We start from the raw sequence: 14,583 nt of genomic DNA on the forward strand, positions 1-14,583 counted from the left end.
GAACAAATTTAATTTGCTCCTGCGACAGCCCCAATTGTTTCTCTGTGGTTGATTTTTTCGTCAAAAGTCAACTTCAAATCGCTTGTTAGTTTTACACCTTTAAGGATATAATTATACATAAGGAGGGATTGACATGAATGAATTAAACATCGCAAAAACGCTGATTTTAAAGCGTAAAGAAAAAGGAATTACACAAGATGAACTTGCAAATTATATAGGAGTTTCTAAAGCTTCTGTATCTAAATGGGAAACTGGACAAAGCTATCCTGACATAACTTTTTTACCGCAACTCGCGACATATTTCAACATTACAGTTGATGAGTTAATATGCTATGAGCCTCAAATGATGAAGGAAGATATTAATAAACTGTACAATAGACTGTGTAAAGACTTTACGGTTAAACCATTTGATGAAGTCATGGCTGAAATAAGAGAAATCATAAAAAAATACTATTCATGTTTTCCTTTGATTTTTCGGATGGGTCTTTTAATAGTTAATCACTATGATATTGTAGATGAAAAAAAGCGTGAACTATTAATTAGTGAAGCATTAGAAATATTTATTCGTATACAGGAAACTTGTAATGACATAGATATTTGCCGTCAAGCAAAAAGTATGGAGGCAACTTGTTATATATTGTTAAATCAACCCATACAGGTGATTGATTTATTGCAAGATAGCAATTTCCCCATGATAAATGAAGTTATACTTCTTGCACAGGGGCAAATGATGAATGGTCAAATTGATGAAGCAAGAGAAACATTTCAACTTGGCGCATATCAGAATCTTATATCACTAGTTCAAAATCTAGTGGGTATTTTGCAAAATGCAGATAAATTACAAATGAAGGAAATAGAAAGACGTATTCTAGCAATTTCAGATATCTTTGACCTTGATACATTATCTCCTGCTATTATGCTTTCTGTATATTTAACACAGGCACAAATCAATTTAATACATGGGAATAATGAGGGAGCTATTAAATCATTACGAAAATATGTAGATTTGGCAACACGTGATATATATCCAATTATAATACACAGTGATGACTTTTTTAATAAACTTGACAGATGGATTTCTGAATTTGGAACAGGTATTACACGTGATGATACAATCGTAAAAGCGGGTATTGTTGCTGCTATTAAAAATAATCCAATGTTTTCTGTATTAAGTGAAAACAAAGAATACAAATTTCTTATAGAAAAATTATCTTTATTGGAGGAATAAGATTATGGAAAATTTGATGGAATATTTACCACTTTTGATTCCTGTTATTATTTTAGATTTAATACTTATAATTACTGCACTTGTTCATGTATTGAGACATCCACATTATAAAATTGGAAATAAGGCAATATGGATTATTGTAGTGTTGTTTATCAGTATAATAGGTCCAATTTTATATTTTGCAATAGGAAGAGGTGAGGAATGATGAATGTTGTTGAAATAGAAGGGTTATCAAAAAGTTTTGGAAACAAAAAGATAATTGATAATTTAAATTTCACTGTACCAGAGGGTTCAGTCTTTGGATTTGTGGGTCAAAATGGTGCAGGAAAGACTACAACAATGAAAATGGTACTGGGGCTACTTGAAGCAGATAGTGGAACAATAAGTGTTTGTGGTGAGAAAGTAACTTATGGAAGAACAAGCTCTAATCGCCATGTAGGGTATCTGCCAGATGTGCCAGAGTTTTATAATTATATGAAGCCACTTGAATATCTTTCTCTTTGTGGAGAAATTACAGGTCTTTCAAAAAAAGATATAAAGATAAGAAGTGAAGAATTATTGTCACTTGTAGGTCTTGGGAATGAAAAGAAACGAATAGGAGGATTTTCTCGTGGAATGAAGCAACGACTTGGTATAGCTCAAGCTTTGCTTTCACGTCCCAAATTACTTATTTGTGATGAACCAACAAGTGCACTTGACCCTGTTGGTCGAAAAGAAATACTAGATATTATGCTTAAAATCAAAGACTCAACAACTGTAATATTCTCAACACATATATTATCAGATGTTGAAAGAATTTGTGACCATGTTGCTATATTAAACAAAGGAAGCATTGCTCTTAGTGGTACACTTTCAGAAATAAAAAGTATGCACGGAAAGGATAGACTTTTATTGGAGTTTTCAAGTAATGATGAAATTCAAAAGTTTAAGTCTAGTGATGGTATTAAATCCCTACTTAAAGATTCAGAAGAAACTAATATGGGAATTGTTTTGCATGGTGAAGATATAAAATCAATACAACAAACAGTTATATCTACACTTGCAGAAATAAATCTTTGTCCTTTAAAGATGGAATTAATCGTATTATCACTTGAAAATTTATTTTTGGAGGTAGTAAAGTGAGAGAATATATAGCATTTACAAAAAAAGAATTTAAGGAGAACTTAAGAAATTATAAATTATTTAGTTTGATTATTTTATTTCTAATATTTGGTATAAGTAGTCCTATTTCTGCAAAATTTATGCCAGACTTGATTGCTCATTTTGCACCGACTTTAAAAGTTACTGCTGCACCAACTGCTTTAGATTCTTGGACACAATTTTTTAGCAATATCTCTGGTCTTGGTATGAGTTTAACTTTAATTATTTTTTGTAATATTTTATCAAATGAATATTCTAAAGGAACACTTGTTATTATGCTGACTAAAGGTTTATCACGTTCATCTATAGTATTGTCTAAATTTTCTGTTACGGCGATTATTATGACAATTGGTTTTTGGTTGAGCTTTTTATTTGCTTATGGCTATACAATGTATTTTTGGCCAACTGCAAATACTCATCATATTATATTTTCAGCATTTAATTTATGGCTTATAGGAATTATGTATATTAGTGTATTAATTCTTGGGTGTGTACTATTTAGACCAGCATTTGCCAGTGTTTTACTTGTATTGGTGGCAACTCTTTTCTTGAGTTTAATTTCTATTCCTAAACAGATTGCACCTTATACTCCTAATTTCTTGATGTCAAAAAATATAGACTTGATTTCAGGTAAAGTGGCAATACCAGAATTTATTATTCCAGTTATTATAACAGTTTTTATTTCTATAGTGTGTTTACTAGCAGCTGTTATGTTATTTAATAAAAAACCAGTTTAATAATACTTTTATCATAAGGTAAAGTAATCTTGTATTGTTAAAAACTATACCTAAAAATCAAAAAGACTTGGACTTAAGTTTCAAGTCTTTTTTGATTTTTAGGTGTAGTTTAATATATAGAATTAAGTATAGAAAATAACACAAATAATATTATTTGTATCAAATAAAGATAATAATATTTAATTGTGGTAAAATATACTAAAAATTACTTTAAAAGTGATAAAATTATTATAAGTAAATATTTTAAAGGGGTGTAGATATGGAAAAGTCAAAAGTATATTTTTGTGATTTATACTCAAATTCGCAAAATAAAAACGTACCAAACAATGTAAGAAGATTATTTGATACAGCAGGATTCAAGGATTTAATAGAAAAGAATGACCAAGTCGCAATTAAACTTCACTTTGGAGAAAAGGGAAATACTACATATATGAGTCCTGTGGCAGTTAGACAAGTGGTTGATAAGGTTAAAGATTGCGAAGGAAAGCCATTTTTAACAGATACAAATACATTATATACAGGGAGCAGAACCAATTCTGTAGACCATCTTACAACTGCTATAGAAAATGGCTTTGCTTATGCAGTGGTAAATGCACCAGTAATAATTGCAGATGGGTTGTATAGTAGAAATTATGAAAACGTGCAAATAAATAAAAAACATTTTGAGAGTGTAAAAATAGGTGGAGAAATCTATAATTCTTCTGCAATGATAGTAATGAGTCATTTTAAAGGTCATGAAGCAGCCGGTTTTGGAGGAGCATTGAAAAACTTAGCTATGGGATGTGCAAGTGCAGCAGGAAAGCAAATGCAACATTCTGATGTTACTCCAGGGGTAAATGAGAAGAAGTGTATAGGATGTGGAAAATGCGTTAATTCTTGCCCTACAAAGGCTATAAGTATAGTGGATAAGAAAGCAGTTATAGATTCTAATGTATGTTATGGATGTGGAGAATGTCCAACTGTCTGTCCAACTAGAGCAGTAACTATACAATGGGAAAGTGACTCAGATGTGTTTGTCGAAAAGATGGCAGAATACGCTTATGGAGCAGTATCAAATAAAAAAGACAAGGTAGGATATATAACTTTTGTTATGAATGTAACTCCACTTTGTGATTGTGTACCTTGGTCAGGTAGACCAATTGCCCATGATATAGGAATATTAGCATCAACAGACCCTGTAGCTATTGAACAAGCATGTTATGATTTGATTTGTAAGGAAATGGGTCATGATGTGTTCAAACATGAACATCCTCATGTAAATGGAACTAGAATAATAGACTATGCATGTGAAATGGGAATGGGAAGTAAAGAATATGAATTAATAAAATTATAAGAATAGTAGCACTTAAATGCATATAATTATTGTAAGAGAAATTTAAAAGTATCAAAGGAGTATGCATTTATGAAAATTTACTATGAAAAGGAAAACAGCAAGAAGGCTAATGTAAACAATATTCCAAGTGTATTTGCATTTAATTTTCTAAGAAATTTTTTGACTAGCAAAGAATATGAAGAAACTAGAAAAGAATATTTTATAAATAATCTAACAAAAAATCAGGTTAATCAAGCTATGAAGGATTTAAAATGGTTATTTAGAGAGTATGAAGGCTTAGAGGTTATCACAATGGAAAGCTTGGATGGAGTTAAGACAAGGATAGTTTTGTAAATTAATAAGAATTATATTTTAATAAAAATACTGTTTTAATAATAATATGTATAATCTATTATACTAATACTATTTTAAAGCAGTATTTTTTTTGAATAAATAGTAAACTTATATCTAAAGTAAAGTTGACCAATAGATGTTATATATGTAATACTATATATAATAAGTAAACTATATAGAAAAGCTGGGTTGACAAACAGGAGGGTATATGGAAAAATACATAATAAAGTTAAAAAATAAAGTTTTGGGTGGAAAAGAAATAATTTATGAAGAAGCTCTTAATTTAATAAGTCTTGATACAAATAATAAAAATGATTTTGATATTCTATTAAAATCTGCAAATGAAATAAGAGAGTATTTTATGGGAAGAAAAGCAGATTTATGTACGATAATGAATGCTAAGTCTGGCAAATGTAGTGAAGACTGTAAATTTTGTGCACAGTCATCTCATTATAAAACTGGTGTAGAGGAATATTCATTGCTAGATTATAATGAAATCTTAAATAGAGCTAAAGAGATGGAGAGTAAAGGAGTACATAGATTCTCATTGGTTACAAGTGGTAAAGGTATGTCAGGAAAGGAGTTTAATGACATTTTAAATATCTATGAAGGATTGAGGGAAAATACTAGTTTAAAATTATGTGCATCTTTAGGTATTATAGACTATGAGCAAGCTAAAATGTTAAAATCAGCAGGTGTGACTACGTATCATCACAATGTTGAGACGTCTAGAGATAATTTTGATAGTATATGTACGACACATACTTATAAAGATAGGATAAAAACAATTGAAGAGGCTAAAAAAGCTGGGCTAGATGTATGTGTAGGTGGAATAATTGGAATGAATGAGAGTGAAGAACAGAGACTAAAAATGGCTTTTGAAATACGAGAATTAAATGTAAAGTCATTTCCAATAAACATTTTAAATCCCATTAAGAATACACCAATGGAAAATTATGATGTATTAGAACCAATGGAGATACTAAAAACAACAGCAGTGTTTAGGTTTATAATCCCTAATGTATATATAAGATATGCTGGAGGAAGGCTATCATTAAAGGGATATGACAAAGTTGGATTTAACGGAGGCGTAAATTCTGCAATTGTTGGTGATTATTTAACGACTGTGGGAAATGGGATTGAAAATGATAAAAAAATGATTATAGAACAAGGATTTGAACTTTAATAAAGATTACTTAAATTAATTAATATACTTTTAAATAACTATAAAAGTATATTAATTTTTTTTTGCCGATTAATTTAAATATTAAATTTGAATTAAAAATTGCAATATTTTGAAAAAAGGGAAAAATATCAAAATTTACATAAAATAGTTGCAAAGGAAAAAAAGATGTGATAGTATCTAGGTAACCGGTTAAGTAAAACGGTTTCCTAAACTATGGGGGTGAACTGCTTGAGTATAACTATAAAAGAAATTGGCGAATTGGCTGGTGTTTCTAAAACAACTGTGTCAAAAGTCATTAATAATAAAGATGAAAATATAAGTAAGGCAACAAGAGAAAAAATTATAAAAATAATGAAAGAAAAAAATTATGTACCAAATAAATTAGCACAAAGTTTAGTAACTAAAAAAACTAATACTATAGGGCTTCTTATACCAGATATACGAAATCCATTCTTTACAGATGTATCAAGGGGTGTAGAAGATAAAGCTAATGAAGAAGGCTACAATATAATTTTATGTAATACAGATGAAGATGCTAAAAAAGAATATGAAGGAATAAGAACACTATCAGAGAGGATGATAGATGGAATTATATTTGCAGCCTCTTCAAATACAAACTGGAAAGAAGCAAATTATAAAGATATAAAAATGCCAACTGTGTTGATTGATAAGAAGATAAGCATGAACAAAGAAACTTTAAAAGGAATAGTTAAAATAAATAACTTTGAAGGAGCCTATATAGCTACAAAATATTTATTAGATATTGGAAATAAGAAAATAATATACCTAAGTGGTCCACTTCAAAATGAAATAGCAATAGATAGATTAGAAGGATATAAAAAGGCTCTAATCGAGTGTAATTTAAGCTACAATCCTGATTATGTATTTGAAGGAAAGTATAAGATTGAATGGGGACAAGAATTTATAAAAAAATTAGAAAAGATAGATTTTGATGCAATATTTTGTGCAAATGATTTAATTGCAATAGGTGTTATAAGAGGTCTTAAAGAAAGAGGATTAAATATACCAAATGATGTAAGTGTTGTGGGATTTGATGATATTCAAACATCTAGTTTAATAAGCCCTTCTCTTACAACAGTAAGACAACCCTCTTATGATATAGGATACAAAGCCAGTGAAATATTGATAAATTGTTTAAGAGGAGATAAAAAAGAATCGTTTGATGAATTGATTTTCAAACCAGAATTAGTCATAAGAGATTCAACAAAAGAAAATGAATAACAGCATGAAAGACATAAATAGATATGTAAAGGAGTAATGTAATGGGAAACATAGTTGTCATAGGAAGTGTAAACATGGACATGGTATGTTCTGTAGACAAAAGACCAGAAAAAGGAGAAACAGTACTAGGGAATAGTTTTTTTACGTCACCTGGAGGAAAAGGTGCTAACCAAGCAGTTTCAGCATCTAAGCTAGGAGCGAATGTAAAAATGATATCATGCATAGGGGAAGATAGCTTAGGAGAGGAGTTAATAAGAAATTTCAGAACCAATAAAGTTGATTATAGCCTAGTATCCAGAAATAAGCACAAAAGTTCTGGTGTTGCTGTTATAACATTATGTGAAAATGATAATAGTATTGTTGTTGTACCAGGAACGAATGAATTAGTAGATATAGAGTTAATTAAAAAGAATGAAGAAGAGATAAAGAATGCAGATATAGTACTACTACAATTAGAGATTCCATTAAAAACAATAAATTACGTAGTAAATTTCTGCTTTGAAAATAAGATTAAGGTTCTGCTAAATCCAGCACCAGCAATAAAATTAGATGAAGATATAATAGAAAAAGTAACTTACTTAACACCAAATGAACATGAATATAAAATAGTTTTTGACACAGATGAAGGGATAGAGGAAGTATTAAAAAAATATCCAAATAAACTTGTGATAACAGAAGGAAAAAATGGAGCTAGATTTTATGATGGTAAAGAAATTAAGCATATATCTTGTATAAGTGTTGATGTTCAAGACACTACAGGTGCAGGAGATACATTTAATGGAGCATTATCAGTGGCTATAACAGAAGGTAAAAATCTATATACAGCAGTAGAATATGCAGTAGTAGTATCAGGTCTTTCTGTAACAAAACTAGGTGCACAATCTGGTATGCCTTATAAAGAAGATGTTGAAAAATATTTAAATATTAATAATATAGAAATCTAATTTGTTCAAATTTAAAACTATTAAAAATGGAGGTTAATTATGAGAGTGAGAAAAATTTTATCTTTAGGAATTGCTGGAATACTAGCAATAGGAATGTTAACAGGATGTTCAATGGAAGGGCCAAGTAAATCAGATAATAAAGGTGGTTCAGACAAGAAAGATTTAACTATAGGAGTATCTACAATAACTCTCCAACATCAATTTTTTATAGACATTGATGAGGGAATAAAAGAAAAAGCTAAAGAACTAGGTGTGAAAGTTATAGTAAATGACCCAGACCAAGATGTAGCTAAGCAAACATCAGCAATAGAAGATTTTATACAACAAAATGTGGATGGAATGATAGTGCTTGGAACAGATAATTCAGCTATAGTACCAGCAGTAGAAGGAGCATTTGAAAAAATGCCAGTAGTTACAGTAGATGCTGTATTAAATACTGAAAATATTACAAGTTATGTAGGAACAGTTAGTTATGATGCTGGTAAAAAGTTAGGGGAATATACTAAAAAGTACATAGATGAAAAACTAGGCGGAAAGTCAGAAATAGCAATAGTAACAGATTTAAAATCTCAAATACAAATGCAAAGAATAGATGGATTTAAAGATGCATTAAAAGGTTCAGCAAATGTTAAAATATTAAATTCTCAACCAGGATATGATAGAGAAGAATCTCTTAACACAGTAGAAAACTTAATTCAATCTAATCCAGATGTAGATATAATATATGCAACAGCTGAAAATAGTGTATTAGGAGCTAAAGCTGCACTTGAATCTGCAAAGAATAAGGATGTTAAGATTGTAGGATTTGACTTAACTGAAGAAGCAGCAAGTGGAATAACAGATGGAACTATTCTTGCTATGATTCAACAACAACCTAAAGAAATGGGACGCTTAGCTGTAGAAGCAGTAGTAAAAGCTATAAAAGGTGAAAAGGTAGAAAAAAATATACCAGTGCCAGCTTTACTTTATGATAAAGAAAATATAAAGGACTTTAAAAATTAGCAAAATAAAATGAGATTATTTGAAAGAAATCCTATTTAAAAGGAGTGTCATTATGAGTAATACAATTCTGAAGTTAAGTAATATTGCTAAAGAATTTCCTGGTGTCAGAGCATTAGATAATGTCAATTTTGAGTTATTTCATGGCGAGGTTCATGCACTACTGGGTGAAAATGGTGCTGGTAAATCAACAATGATAAAGATTTTAACTGGTGCTCATGCTAAAACTTCTGGTAAATTCATTTTTGAAGGCAAAGAAATAGAGAATATATCACCAGATGTTTCTAAAAAGATAGGTATAAATGCTATATATCAAGAATTAACAGTATTTGATGAGTTGACAGTATCACAAAATATTTTTATGGGAAAAGAGATAAGTGGCAAAGTCTTAACTAATGATAAAAAAATGAATGAAGATGCTAAAAAGATTTTCGATAATATGGGAATAGATATAAATCCAAATAGTCTAGTCAAAGAACTTAGTATAGCTCAAAAACAAATGGTAGAAATAGCAAGAGTTTTATCATCAGAAACTAAGGTCTTAATAATGGATGAGCCTACATCTTCAATAAGCAAAAAAGAGACTGAAATACTTTTTAGACTTATAAGGGATTTAAAAGAGAGTGGAGTCAGTATAATATATATCTCCCATAGGATGGAGGAACTCTTTGAAATTTGCGACAGAATAACTATAATGCGAGATGGGAAAACGATTTCGACTTTAAATACAAAAGATGTATCATCTGAGGAAGAATTAGTTAATTTAATGATAGATAGAAAGCTAGACCAATTTTTTCCGAAAAGAAAAGTAGAAATAAAAGAAGAAATTATGAGAGTGGAAAATCTAACTAAGAACAATGTTTTTAATGATATAAGCTTTAACATAAGAAAAGGCGAGATATTTGGAATAGGTGGACTAGTTGGAAGCAAGAGAAGTGAAATAGTAGAAGCTATATTTGGACTTAGAACATATGATTCTGGGAAAATATATTTAAACAATAAAGAAATAAAGTTTAAAACTCCATCAGATGCAATTAAAAATGGACTAGGACTAATAACAGAAGATAGAAAAGGTACTGGATTATTTTTACAAATGAGTGTCAAGGAAAACACAACTATGGCTGGGCTAAAAAAGGTATCTAAGTTTAAATCAGTTATAGACAGAAAAAAGGAAAAAGAGGTTTTGGAAAAATACATAGAAGCTTTAAAGATAAAAACACCTCATATGAATCAAGTCATACAGAGCTTAAGTGGTGGAAACCAACAAAAAGCTATAATAGCAAGATGGCTTTTGTTACAACCAGACATATTAATTATGGACGAGCCAACTAGAGGCATAGATGTAAATGCTAAGGCAGAGATATACAATCTAATGGGAGATTTAGTAGAGAGTGGAGTAAGTATCATAATGATATCTTCTGAAATACCAGAATTAATATCAATGAGTGACAGGATAATGGTTATGAGGGAAGGTCATATAAGTGGATTTTTAGAAGGTGAAGAAATGGTTGAAAATAATGTATTAAAATTGGCTTTCGGAGGTAAAATTAATGAGTTCAATAACTAAGCACAAAGAAGACAAATCCTCTCCATTATTAACAAAATTAACAAGTGCATTTAGAGACCAAGGGAGTGCAGCTGTAGGGCTTGTAATAATTTTTATAATAATGAGTGTAGCTTCATCTAATTTTTTAACTTTAGATAATTTAATTAACGTTGGAAGACAAATATCTATAAATGCAATTCTTGCAGTGGGTATGACATTTGTAATAATTACAGGAGGAATAGATTTAAGTGTAGGTGCAGTAATTGCTCTAGTAGGTACATTTTGGGCTACAACAGTAGTAAACTATAATGCACCTATATGGGTAGGTATGATACTTGCATTGGCAATTGGAACGATATTAGGAGTCATAAAAGGTGCAATTATTTCAACACAAAAACTACCACCATTCATTGTGACTTTAGCCATGTTGACAATAATAAGTGGGGCAAGCTTTGTATTTACAGGAGGAAGACCTATATCAGTAAATACAGACACATTTAAGATGTTAGGTAGAGGATATGTTGGACCAATACCAATACCAGTTATAATTATGATTATAGTTGTAATAGCAGGACATTTTCTATTAAAAAGAACTAATTTTGGACGTCATGTACATGCAGTAGGTGGAAATGAAGAGGCTGCTAGATTATGTGGAGTAAAAGTAAATAAAGTTATAGTAAAAGTATATGCACTAGCTGGGCTACTAACAGCACTAGCCGGGATAATACTATCATCACGTTTGGCATCAGGTTCACCAACTGTTGGAGATGGAGCAGAATTAGATGCTATAGCAGCAGTTGTGCTTGGTGGGACTAATATGATGGGTGGTTCTGGTTCTATAGTAGGTACATGTATAGGTGTTGGAATAATAGGAATATTAGGAAATGGACTAAACCTATTAAGTGTATCTTCATACAATCAAATGATTATAAAAGGATTGGTAATGTTATTTGCTATATGGATAAATAATATAAAATTAAAAAAATCAGCCAAATCTAAATAGTAGTTAAATTTTAGCTGATAATTTATAAAGATTACTAAAATTTTGTATATGCTAAATGAAAATATGTTAAGTAAAAGGTTTATTATGATTCAAATAGAGTACATTAGCCTTGAAATCTTAAATTGAAAATAAATCTTAGGAGGAAATATGAAAAAAATTCTCTTAGATACATTAAATAGTAGAAAACAAGAATACATAGATTATTTAAAAGAACTTGTAAGTATAAAGACTGAAGATATTGGTCATGGAATACTAGGTGGATTTGAAAAAGAGGGACAAGAATATATTGAAAAACTTGCAAATGACATAGGTTTTAGTGTAAATAGACAAGAAATGAGTGAAGAACTAATTAAAAAAGCAAAAGGTATATATAAAGAAGGAAATCTAGGTCACAATTATGAGGATAGATATAATTTAATTTGTAAGTATAGTGATGGTTTACTTGGTAAGACAATTGTATTTAATGGTCATGTAGACACTATGCCACCCGGTGATATAAGTAAGTGGAGATATAATCCATATTGTGGTACAGAAGATAATGGTAAGCTTTATGGTCTTGGAACTGCGGATATGAAATCTGGGCTTATAGCATCCATATTAGCTGTAAAGCTTATAAAAGATAGTGGTCTAAATGTACCTGGTAACGTAAAAGTAATGTCAGTAGTAGATGAAGAAGGTGGGGGAAATGGTACAATAAATGCAGTTATGAATGGCATTGATGGAGATTACTGTATAATTTGTGAACCATCAGAGCAGAATTTAATAGTTGCACATATGGGATTTGTATTCTTTGAAGTTGAAGTTAAAGGTGTGTCTCTTCACTGTGGTAGTAAGTGGGAGGGCGTAAATGCAATAGAGAAGGCTATGTTATTGCTTCAAGATATAAAAGAGTTAGAACATAACTGGCTTATGATATATAAGCATCCACTATTACCTTCACCTACAATAAATTTAGGTGTAATAAATGGTGGAACAGCAGGTTCTACTGTGCCAGATAAGTGTGTATTTAATTTATGTGTACACTTCTTGCCAAATATAATGAGTTATGAACAAGTTGTAAATGACGTAACCAATGTCATAATGACAAGAGCTAATGGAGATTTGTGGCTTAAAGATAATAAGCCAAATATAAGCATATATCAATCAGGGTTAGGTTTTGAGATGGACAAGGATTCTGATTTTGTAGTGAATGCACATAAAATATTGGAAGAAACTCTAGGGAAAAAATTAGAAATAAAAGGTTCGACAGCTGGGAATGATGCAAGATTGATGAAAAATTTAGCTGAAATACCAACAATTATATTAGGACCAGGTTCAATAGAACAATGTCATTCAATTGATGAATATGTTGAAATTAAGGAGTATCTAGATAGTATACTTATGTATGCAAGTCTAATATTAAACTTATAAAAGTAGGAGGAATATATAAATGAAAAAAGTATTAATAGTAGGGGAATCGTGGGTAAAAAATATAACTCATATAAAGGGATTTGATACATTTGTTACAACTCACTATGAAGAAGCTGTAAAGTGGATAAAAGAAGCAATAGAATCTGGAGGATATGAGACAGTTCATATGCCTGCACATGTAGCAGCAGATAGCTTCCCATATAAATTAGAGGAGTTAAATGAATATGATTGTATAATATTATCTGATATAGGTTCTAATACGTTTTTATTATCTAATAGTACTTTTATAGATTGTAATAGTAATCCAGATAGACTTGAACTAATCAAAGAGTACGTAAATAATGGTGGGGCATTAATCATGGTAGGTGGATACATGTCATTTACAGGTATAGATGCAAAAGCTAGATTTGGAGAAACTGCTATTAAAGATGTATTACCAATAACAATGATAGATAAAGATGATAGAGTTGAAAAACCAGCAGGTATAATTCCAGAAGTTGTTGACTCTGAACATCCAGTATTAAAAGATATACCAACAGAATGGCCAAAATTTTTAGGATATAACAAAACAGTTGCTAGAGATAATTGCCCTGTTTTAGCAACTATTGGAGGAGACCCATTTGTAGCTGTTGGTGAGTTTGGAAAAGGAAAATCTGCTATCTTTAGTTCTGATTGTGCACCTCATTGGGGTCCAAAAGAATTTACTGATTGGAAATACTATAATAAATTATGGGTCAATATGCTTGATTGGTTAACATGCTAAAAATTTTATAAAACTTGAAAACCTCTTACTTGATAAAATGAAACTTACAAGTCAAGAGGTTTTATTGTATAAAATGGCTGTACAGTAGAAAATATTTTTAAATCAGTTAAAATCAGTTATTTTGGTTAATAATTGATAAGTTATTAGAAATAGGGAGGTTTATACAATTAATATGAGTGATTTAAATAAAAAGTTCTTAATTGAATATATAGATGGGATACAGGAAGAGTTAAGAGATATATCAGATAAAATATGGAAAAATCCAGAACTTCAATATAAAGAATATTATGCTTCAAACTTACAAAAGGAATATTTAAAAAAACATGATTTTAGTATAGATGAATTAGAGGGTATGGATACAGCATTTGTGGCTAGTTATGGAGAAGGTAAACCAGTTATAGCAGTTTTAGGAGAATATGATGCTTTAGATGGTTTATCTCAAAAAGTATCCATTACCAAAGAACCAATTTCAGATGGCGGTGCAGGTCATGGATGTGGACATAACTTACTTGGTACAGGCTCAATGGGGGCTGTAATTGCAGTAAAGGAATTAATCAAACTAAAAAAGTTGAAAGGAACCATAAAATACTATGGGTGTCCAGCAGAGGAGGATTTATCAGGAAAGGTATTGATGATAAAAAAAGGTTTTTTTGATGGAATTGATTGTGCTTTTAGTTGGCATCCATTTGATTAAAAAATAGCTACGCACACTCGTGACT

15 protein-coding genes are annotated in these 14,583 nt (G+C 30.3%); all 15 read left to right on the forward strand.

The window, feature by feature from the left end:
* Positions 1 to 133: 133 nt before the first annotated feature.
* The 15 genes from KGF39_RS17505 (at position 134) to KGF39_RS17575 (ending at position 14,558) form a co-directional block, all read left to right on the forward strand.
* Entirely contained in the window at positions 134 to 1,228 is a 1,095-nt protein-coding gene (locus KGF39_RS17505) for a helix-turn-helix domain-containing protein (protein WP_227823269.1), read from the forward strand.
* 4 nt (positions 1,229 to 1,232) lie between these two features.
* On the forward strand, positions 1,233 to 1,433 hold the full coding sequence (locus KGF39_RS17510) for a PLD nuclease N-terminal domain-containing protein (protein WP_054272300.1): 201 nt from the start codon (positions 1,233 to 1,235) through the stop codon (positions 1,431 to 1,433).
* Positions 1,430 to 2,350 (forward strand): ATP-binding cassette domain-containing protein, encoded by a 921-nt coding sequence (locus tag KGF39_RS17515; protein WP_413927036.1) that lies wholly within the window; start codon positions 1,430 to 1,432, stop codon positions 2,348 to 2,350. The genes KGF39_RS17510 and KGF39_RS17515 overlap by 4 nt, the downstream gene beginning before the upstream one ends.
* Positions 2,347 to 3,105: an ABC transporter permease gene (locus KGF39_RS17520; RefSeq protein ID WP_227823270.1), complete on the forward strand. Its 759-nt coding sequence runs from the start codon at positions 2,347 to 2,349 to the stop codon at positions 3,103 to 3,105. The genes KGF39_RS17515 and KGF39_RS17520 overlap by 4 nt, the downstream gene beginning before the upstream one ends.
* 259 nt (positions 3,106 to 3,364) lie before the next feature.
* Positions 3,365 to 4,438: a DUF362 domain-containing protein gene (locus KGF39_RS17525; protein ID WP_227823271.1), complete on the forward strand. Its 1,074-nt coding sequence runs from the start codon at positions 3,365 to 3,367 to the stop codon at positions 4,436 to 4,438.
* Between the two features lie 69 nt (positions 4,439 to 4,507).
* Complete coding sequence (locus tag KGF39_RS17530; RefSeq protein ID WP_054272303.1) at positions 4,508 to 4,771, forward strand: hypothetical protein; 264 nt, start codon at positions 4,508 to 4,510, stop codon at positions 4,769 to 4,771.
* Between the two features lie 208 nt (positions 4,772 to 4,979).
* Positions 4,980 to 5,957, forward strand: a complete 978-nt coding sequence (gene bioB / locus KGF39_RS17535) for a biotin synthase BioB (RefSeq protein ID WP_227823272.1) — start codon at positions 4,980 to 4,982, stop codon at positions 5,955 to 5,957.
* 219 nt (positions 5,958 to 6,176) lie between these two features.
* A complete protein-coding gene (locus tag KGF39_RS17540; protein WP_227823280.1) occupies positions 6,177 to 7,199 on the forward strand; it encodes a LacI family DNA-binding transcriptional regulator in 1,023 nt (340 codons plus the stop codon).
* 41 nt (positions 7,200 to 7,240) lie between these two features.
* Entirely contained in the window at positions 7,241 to 8,143 is a 903-nt protein-coding gene (rbsK, locus tag KGF39_RS17545) for a ribokinase (protein WP_227823273.1), read from the forward strand.
* Positions 8,144 to 8,182: 39 nt separating this feature from the next.
* Positions 8,183 to 9,145, forward strand: a complete 963-nt coding sequence (locus tag KGF39_RS17550) for a substrate-binding domain-containing protein (RefSeq protein WP_107594917.1) — start codon at positions 8,183 to 8,185, stop codon at positions 9,143 to 9,145.
* Positions 9,146 to 9,197: 52 nt separating this feature from the next.
* Positions 9,198 to 10,709 carry a sugar ABC transporter ATP-binding protein gene (locus KGF39_RS17555; protein WP_227823274.1) on the forward strand — a complete coding sequence of 504 codons (1,512 nt, stop codon included), beginning with the start codon at positions 9,198 to 9,200 and terminating at the stop codon, positions 10,707 to 10,709.
* Positions 10,693 to 11,691: an ABC transporter permease subunit gene (locus KGF39_RS17560; RefSeq protein WP_227823275.1), complete on the forward strand. Its 999-nt coding sequence runs from the start codon at positions 10,693 to 10,695 to the stop codon at positions 11,689 to 11,691. Before KGF39_RS17555 ends, KGF39_RS17560 begins: the two co-directional genes overlap by 17 nt.
* A gap of 147 nt (positions 11,692 to 11,838) precedes the next feature.
* The gene (locus KGF39_RS17565) at positions 11,839 to 13,101 is read left to right on the forward strand and encodes a M20 family metallopeptidase (protein WP_227823276.1); all 1,263 of its coding nucleotides are present in this window, start codon (positions 11,839 to 11,841) and stop codon (positions 13,099 to 13,101) included.
* A 19-nt stretch (positions 13,102 to 13,120) separates the two neighbouring features.
* On the forward strand, positions 13,121 to 13,864 hold the full coding sequence (locus KGF39_RS17570; protein ID WP_227823277.1) for a glutamine amidotransferase: 744 nt from the start codon (positions 13,121 to 13,123) through the stop codon (positions 13,862 to 13,864).
* Between the two features lie 172 nt (positions 13,865 to 14,036).
* On the forward strand, positions 14,037 to 14,558 hold the full coding sequence (locus KGF39_RS17575; RefSeq protein ID WP_227823278.1) for a M20/M25/M40 family metallo-hydrolase: 522 nt from the start codon (positions 14,037 to 14,039) through the stop codon (positions 14,556 to 14,558).
* The last annotated feature ends 25 nt before the right edge of the window (positions 14,559 to 14,583 follow it).

Source organism: Clostridioides sp. ZZV14-6345 (assembly GCF_020657775.1).
GTDB lineage: Bacteria > Bacillota > Clostridia > Peptostreptococcales > Peptostreptococcaceae > Clostridioides > Clostridioides difficile_D.

What these genes read in the sequence shown, in the direction of transcription:
- KGF39_RS17555 (WP_227823274.1), top strand. Translation starts at nt 9,198, where the DNA reads ATGAGTAATACAATTCTGAAGTTAAGTAATATTGCTAAAGAATTTCCT.
- KGF39_RS17530 (WP_054272303.1), top strand. Translation starts at nt 4,508, where the DNA reads ATGAAAATTTACTATGAAAAGGAAAACAGCAAGAAGGCTAATGTAAAC.
- KGF39_RS17560 (WP_227823275.1), top strand. Translation starts at nt 10,693, where the DNA reads ATGAGTTCAATAACTAAGCACAAAGAAGACAAATCCTCTCCATTATTA.
- bioB (WP_227823272.1), top strand. Translation starts at nt 4,980, where the DNA reads ATGGAAAAATACATAATAAAGTTAAAAAATAAAGTTTTGGGTGGAAAA.
- KGF39_RS17550 (WP_107594917.1), top strand. Translation starts at nt 8,183, where the DNA reads ATGAGAGTGAGAAAAATTTTATCTTTAGGAATTGCTGGAATACTAGCA.
- KGF39_RS17525 (WP_227823271.1), top strand. Translation starts at nt 3,365, where the DNA reads ATGGAAAAGTCAAAAGTATATTTTTGTGATTTATACTCAAATTCGCAA.
- KGF39_RS17505 (WP_227823269.1), top strand. Translation starts at nt 134, where the DNA reads ATGAATGAATTAAACATCGCAAAAACGCTGATTTTAAAGCGTAAAGAA.
- KGF39_RS17565 (WP_227823276.1), top strand. Translation starts at nt 11,839, where the DNA reads ATGAAAAAAATTCTCTTAGATACATTAAATAGTAGAAAACAAGAATAC.
- rbsK (WP_227823273.1), top strand. Translation starts at nt 7,241, where the DNA reads ATGGGAAACATAGTTGTCATAGGAAGTGTAAACATGGACATGGTATGT.
- KGF39_RS17510 (WP_054272300.1), top strand. Translation starts at nt 1,233, where the DNA reads ATGGAAAATTTGATGGAATATTTACCACTTTTGATTCCTGTTATTATT.
- KGF39_RS17570 (WP_227823277.1), top strand. Translation starts at nt 13,121, where the DNA reads ATGAAAAAAGTATTAATAGTAGGGGAATCGTGGGTAAAAAATATAACT.
- KGF39_RS17515 (WP_413927036.1), top strand. Translation starts at nt 1,430, where the DNA reads ATGATGAATGTTGTTGAAATAGAAGGGTTATCAAAAAGTTTTGGAAAC.
- KGF39_RS17575 (WP_227823278.1), top strand. Translation starts at nt 14,037, where the DNA reads ATGAGTGATTTAAATAAAAAGTTCTTAATTGAATATATAGATGGGATA.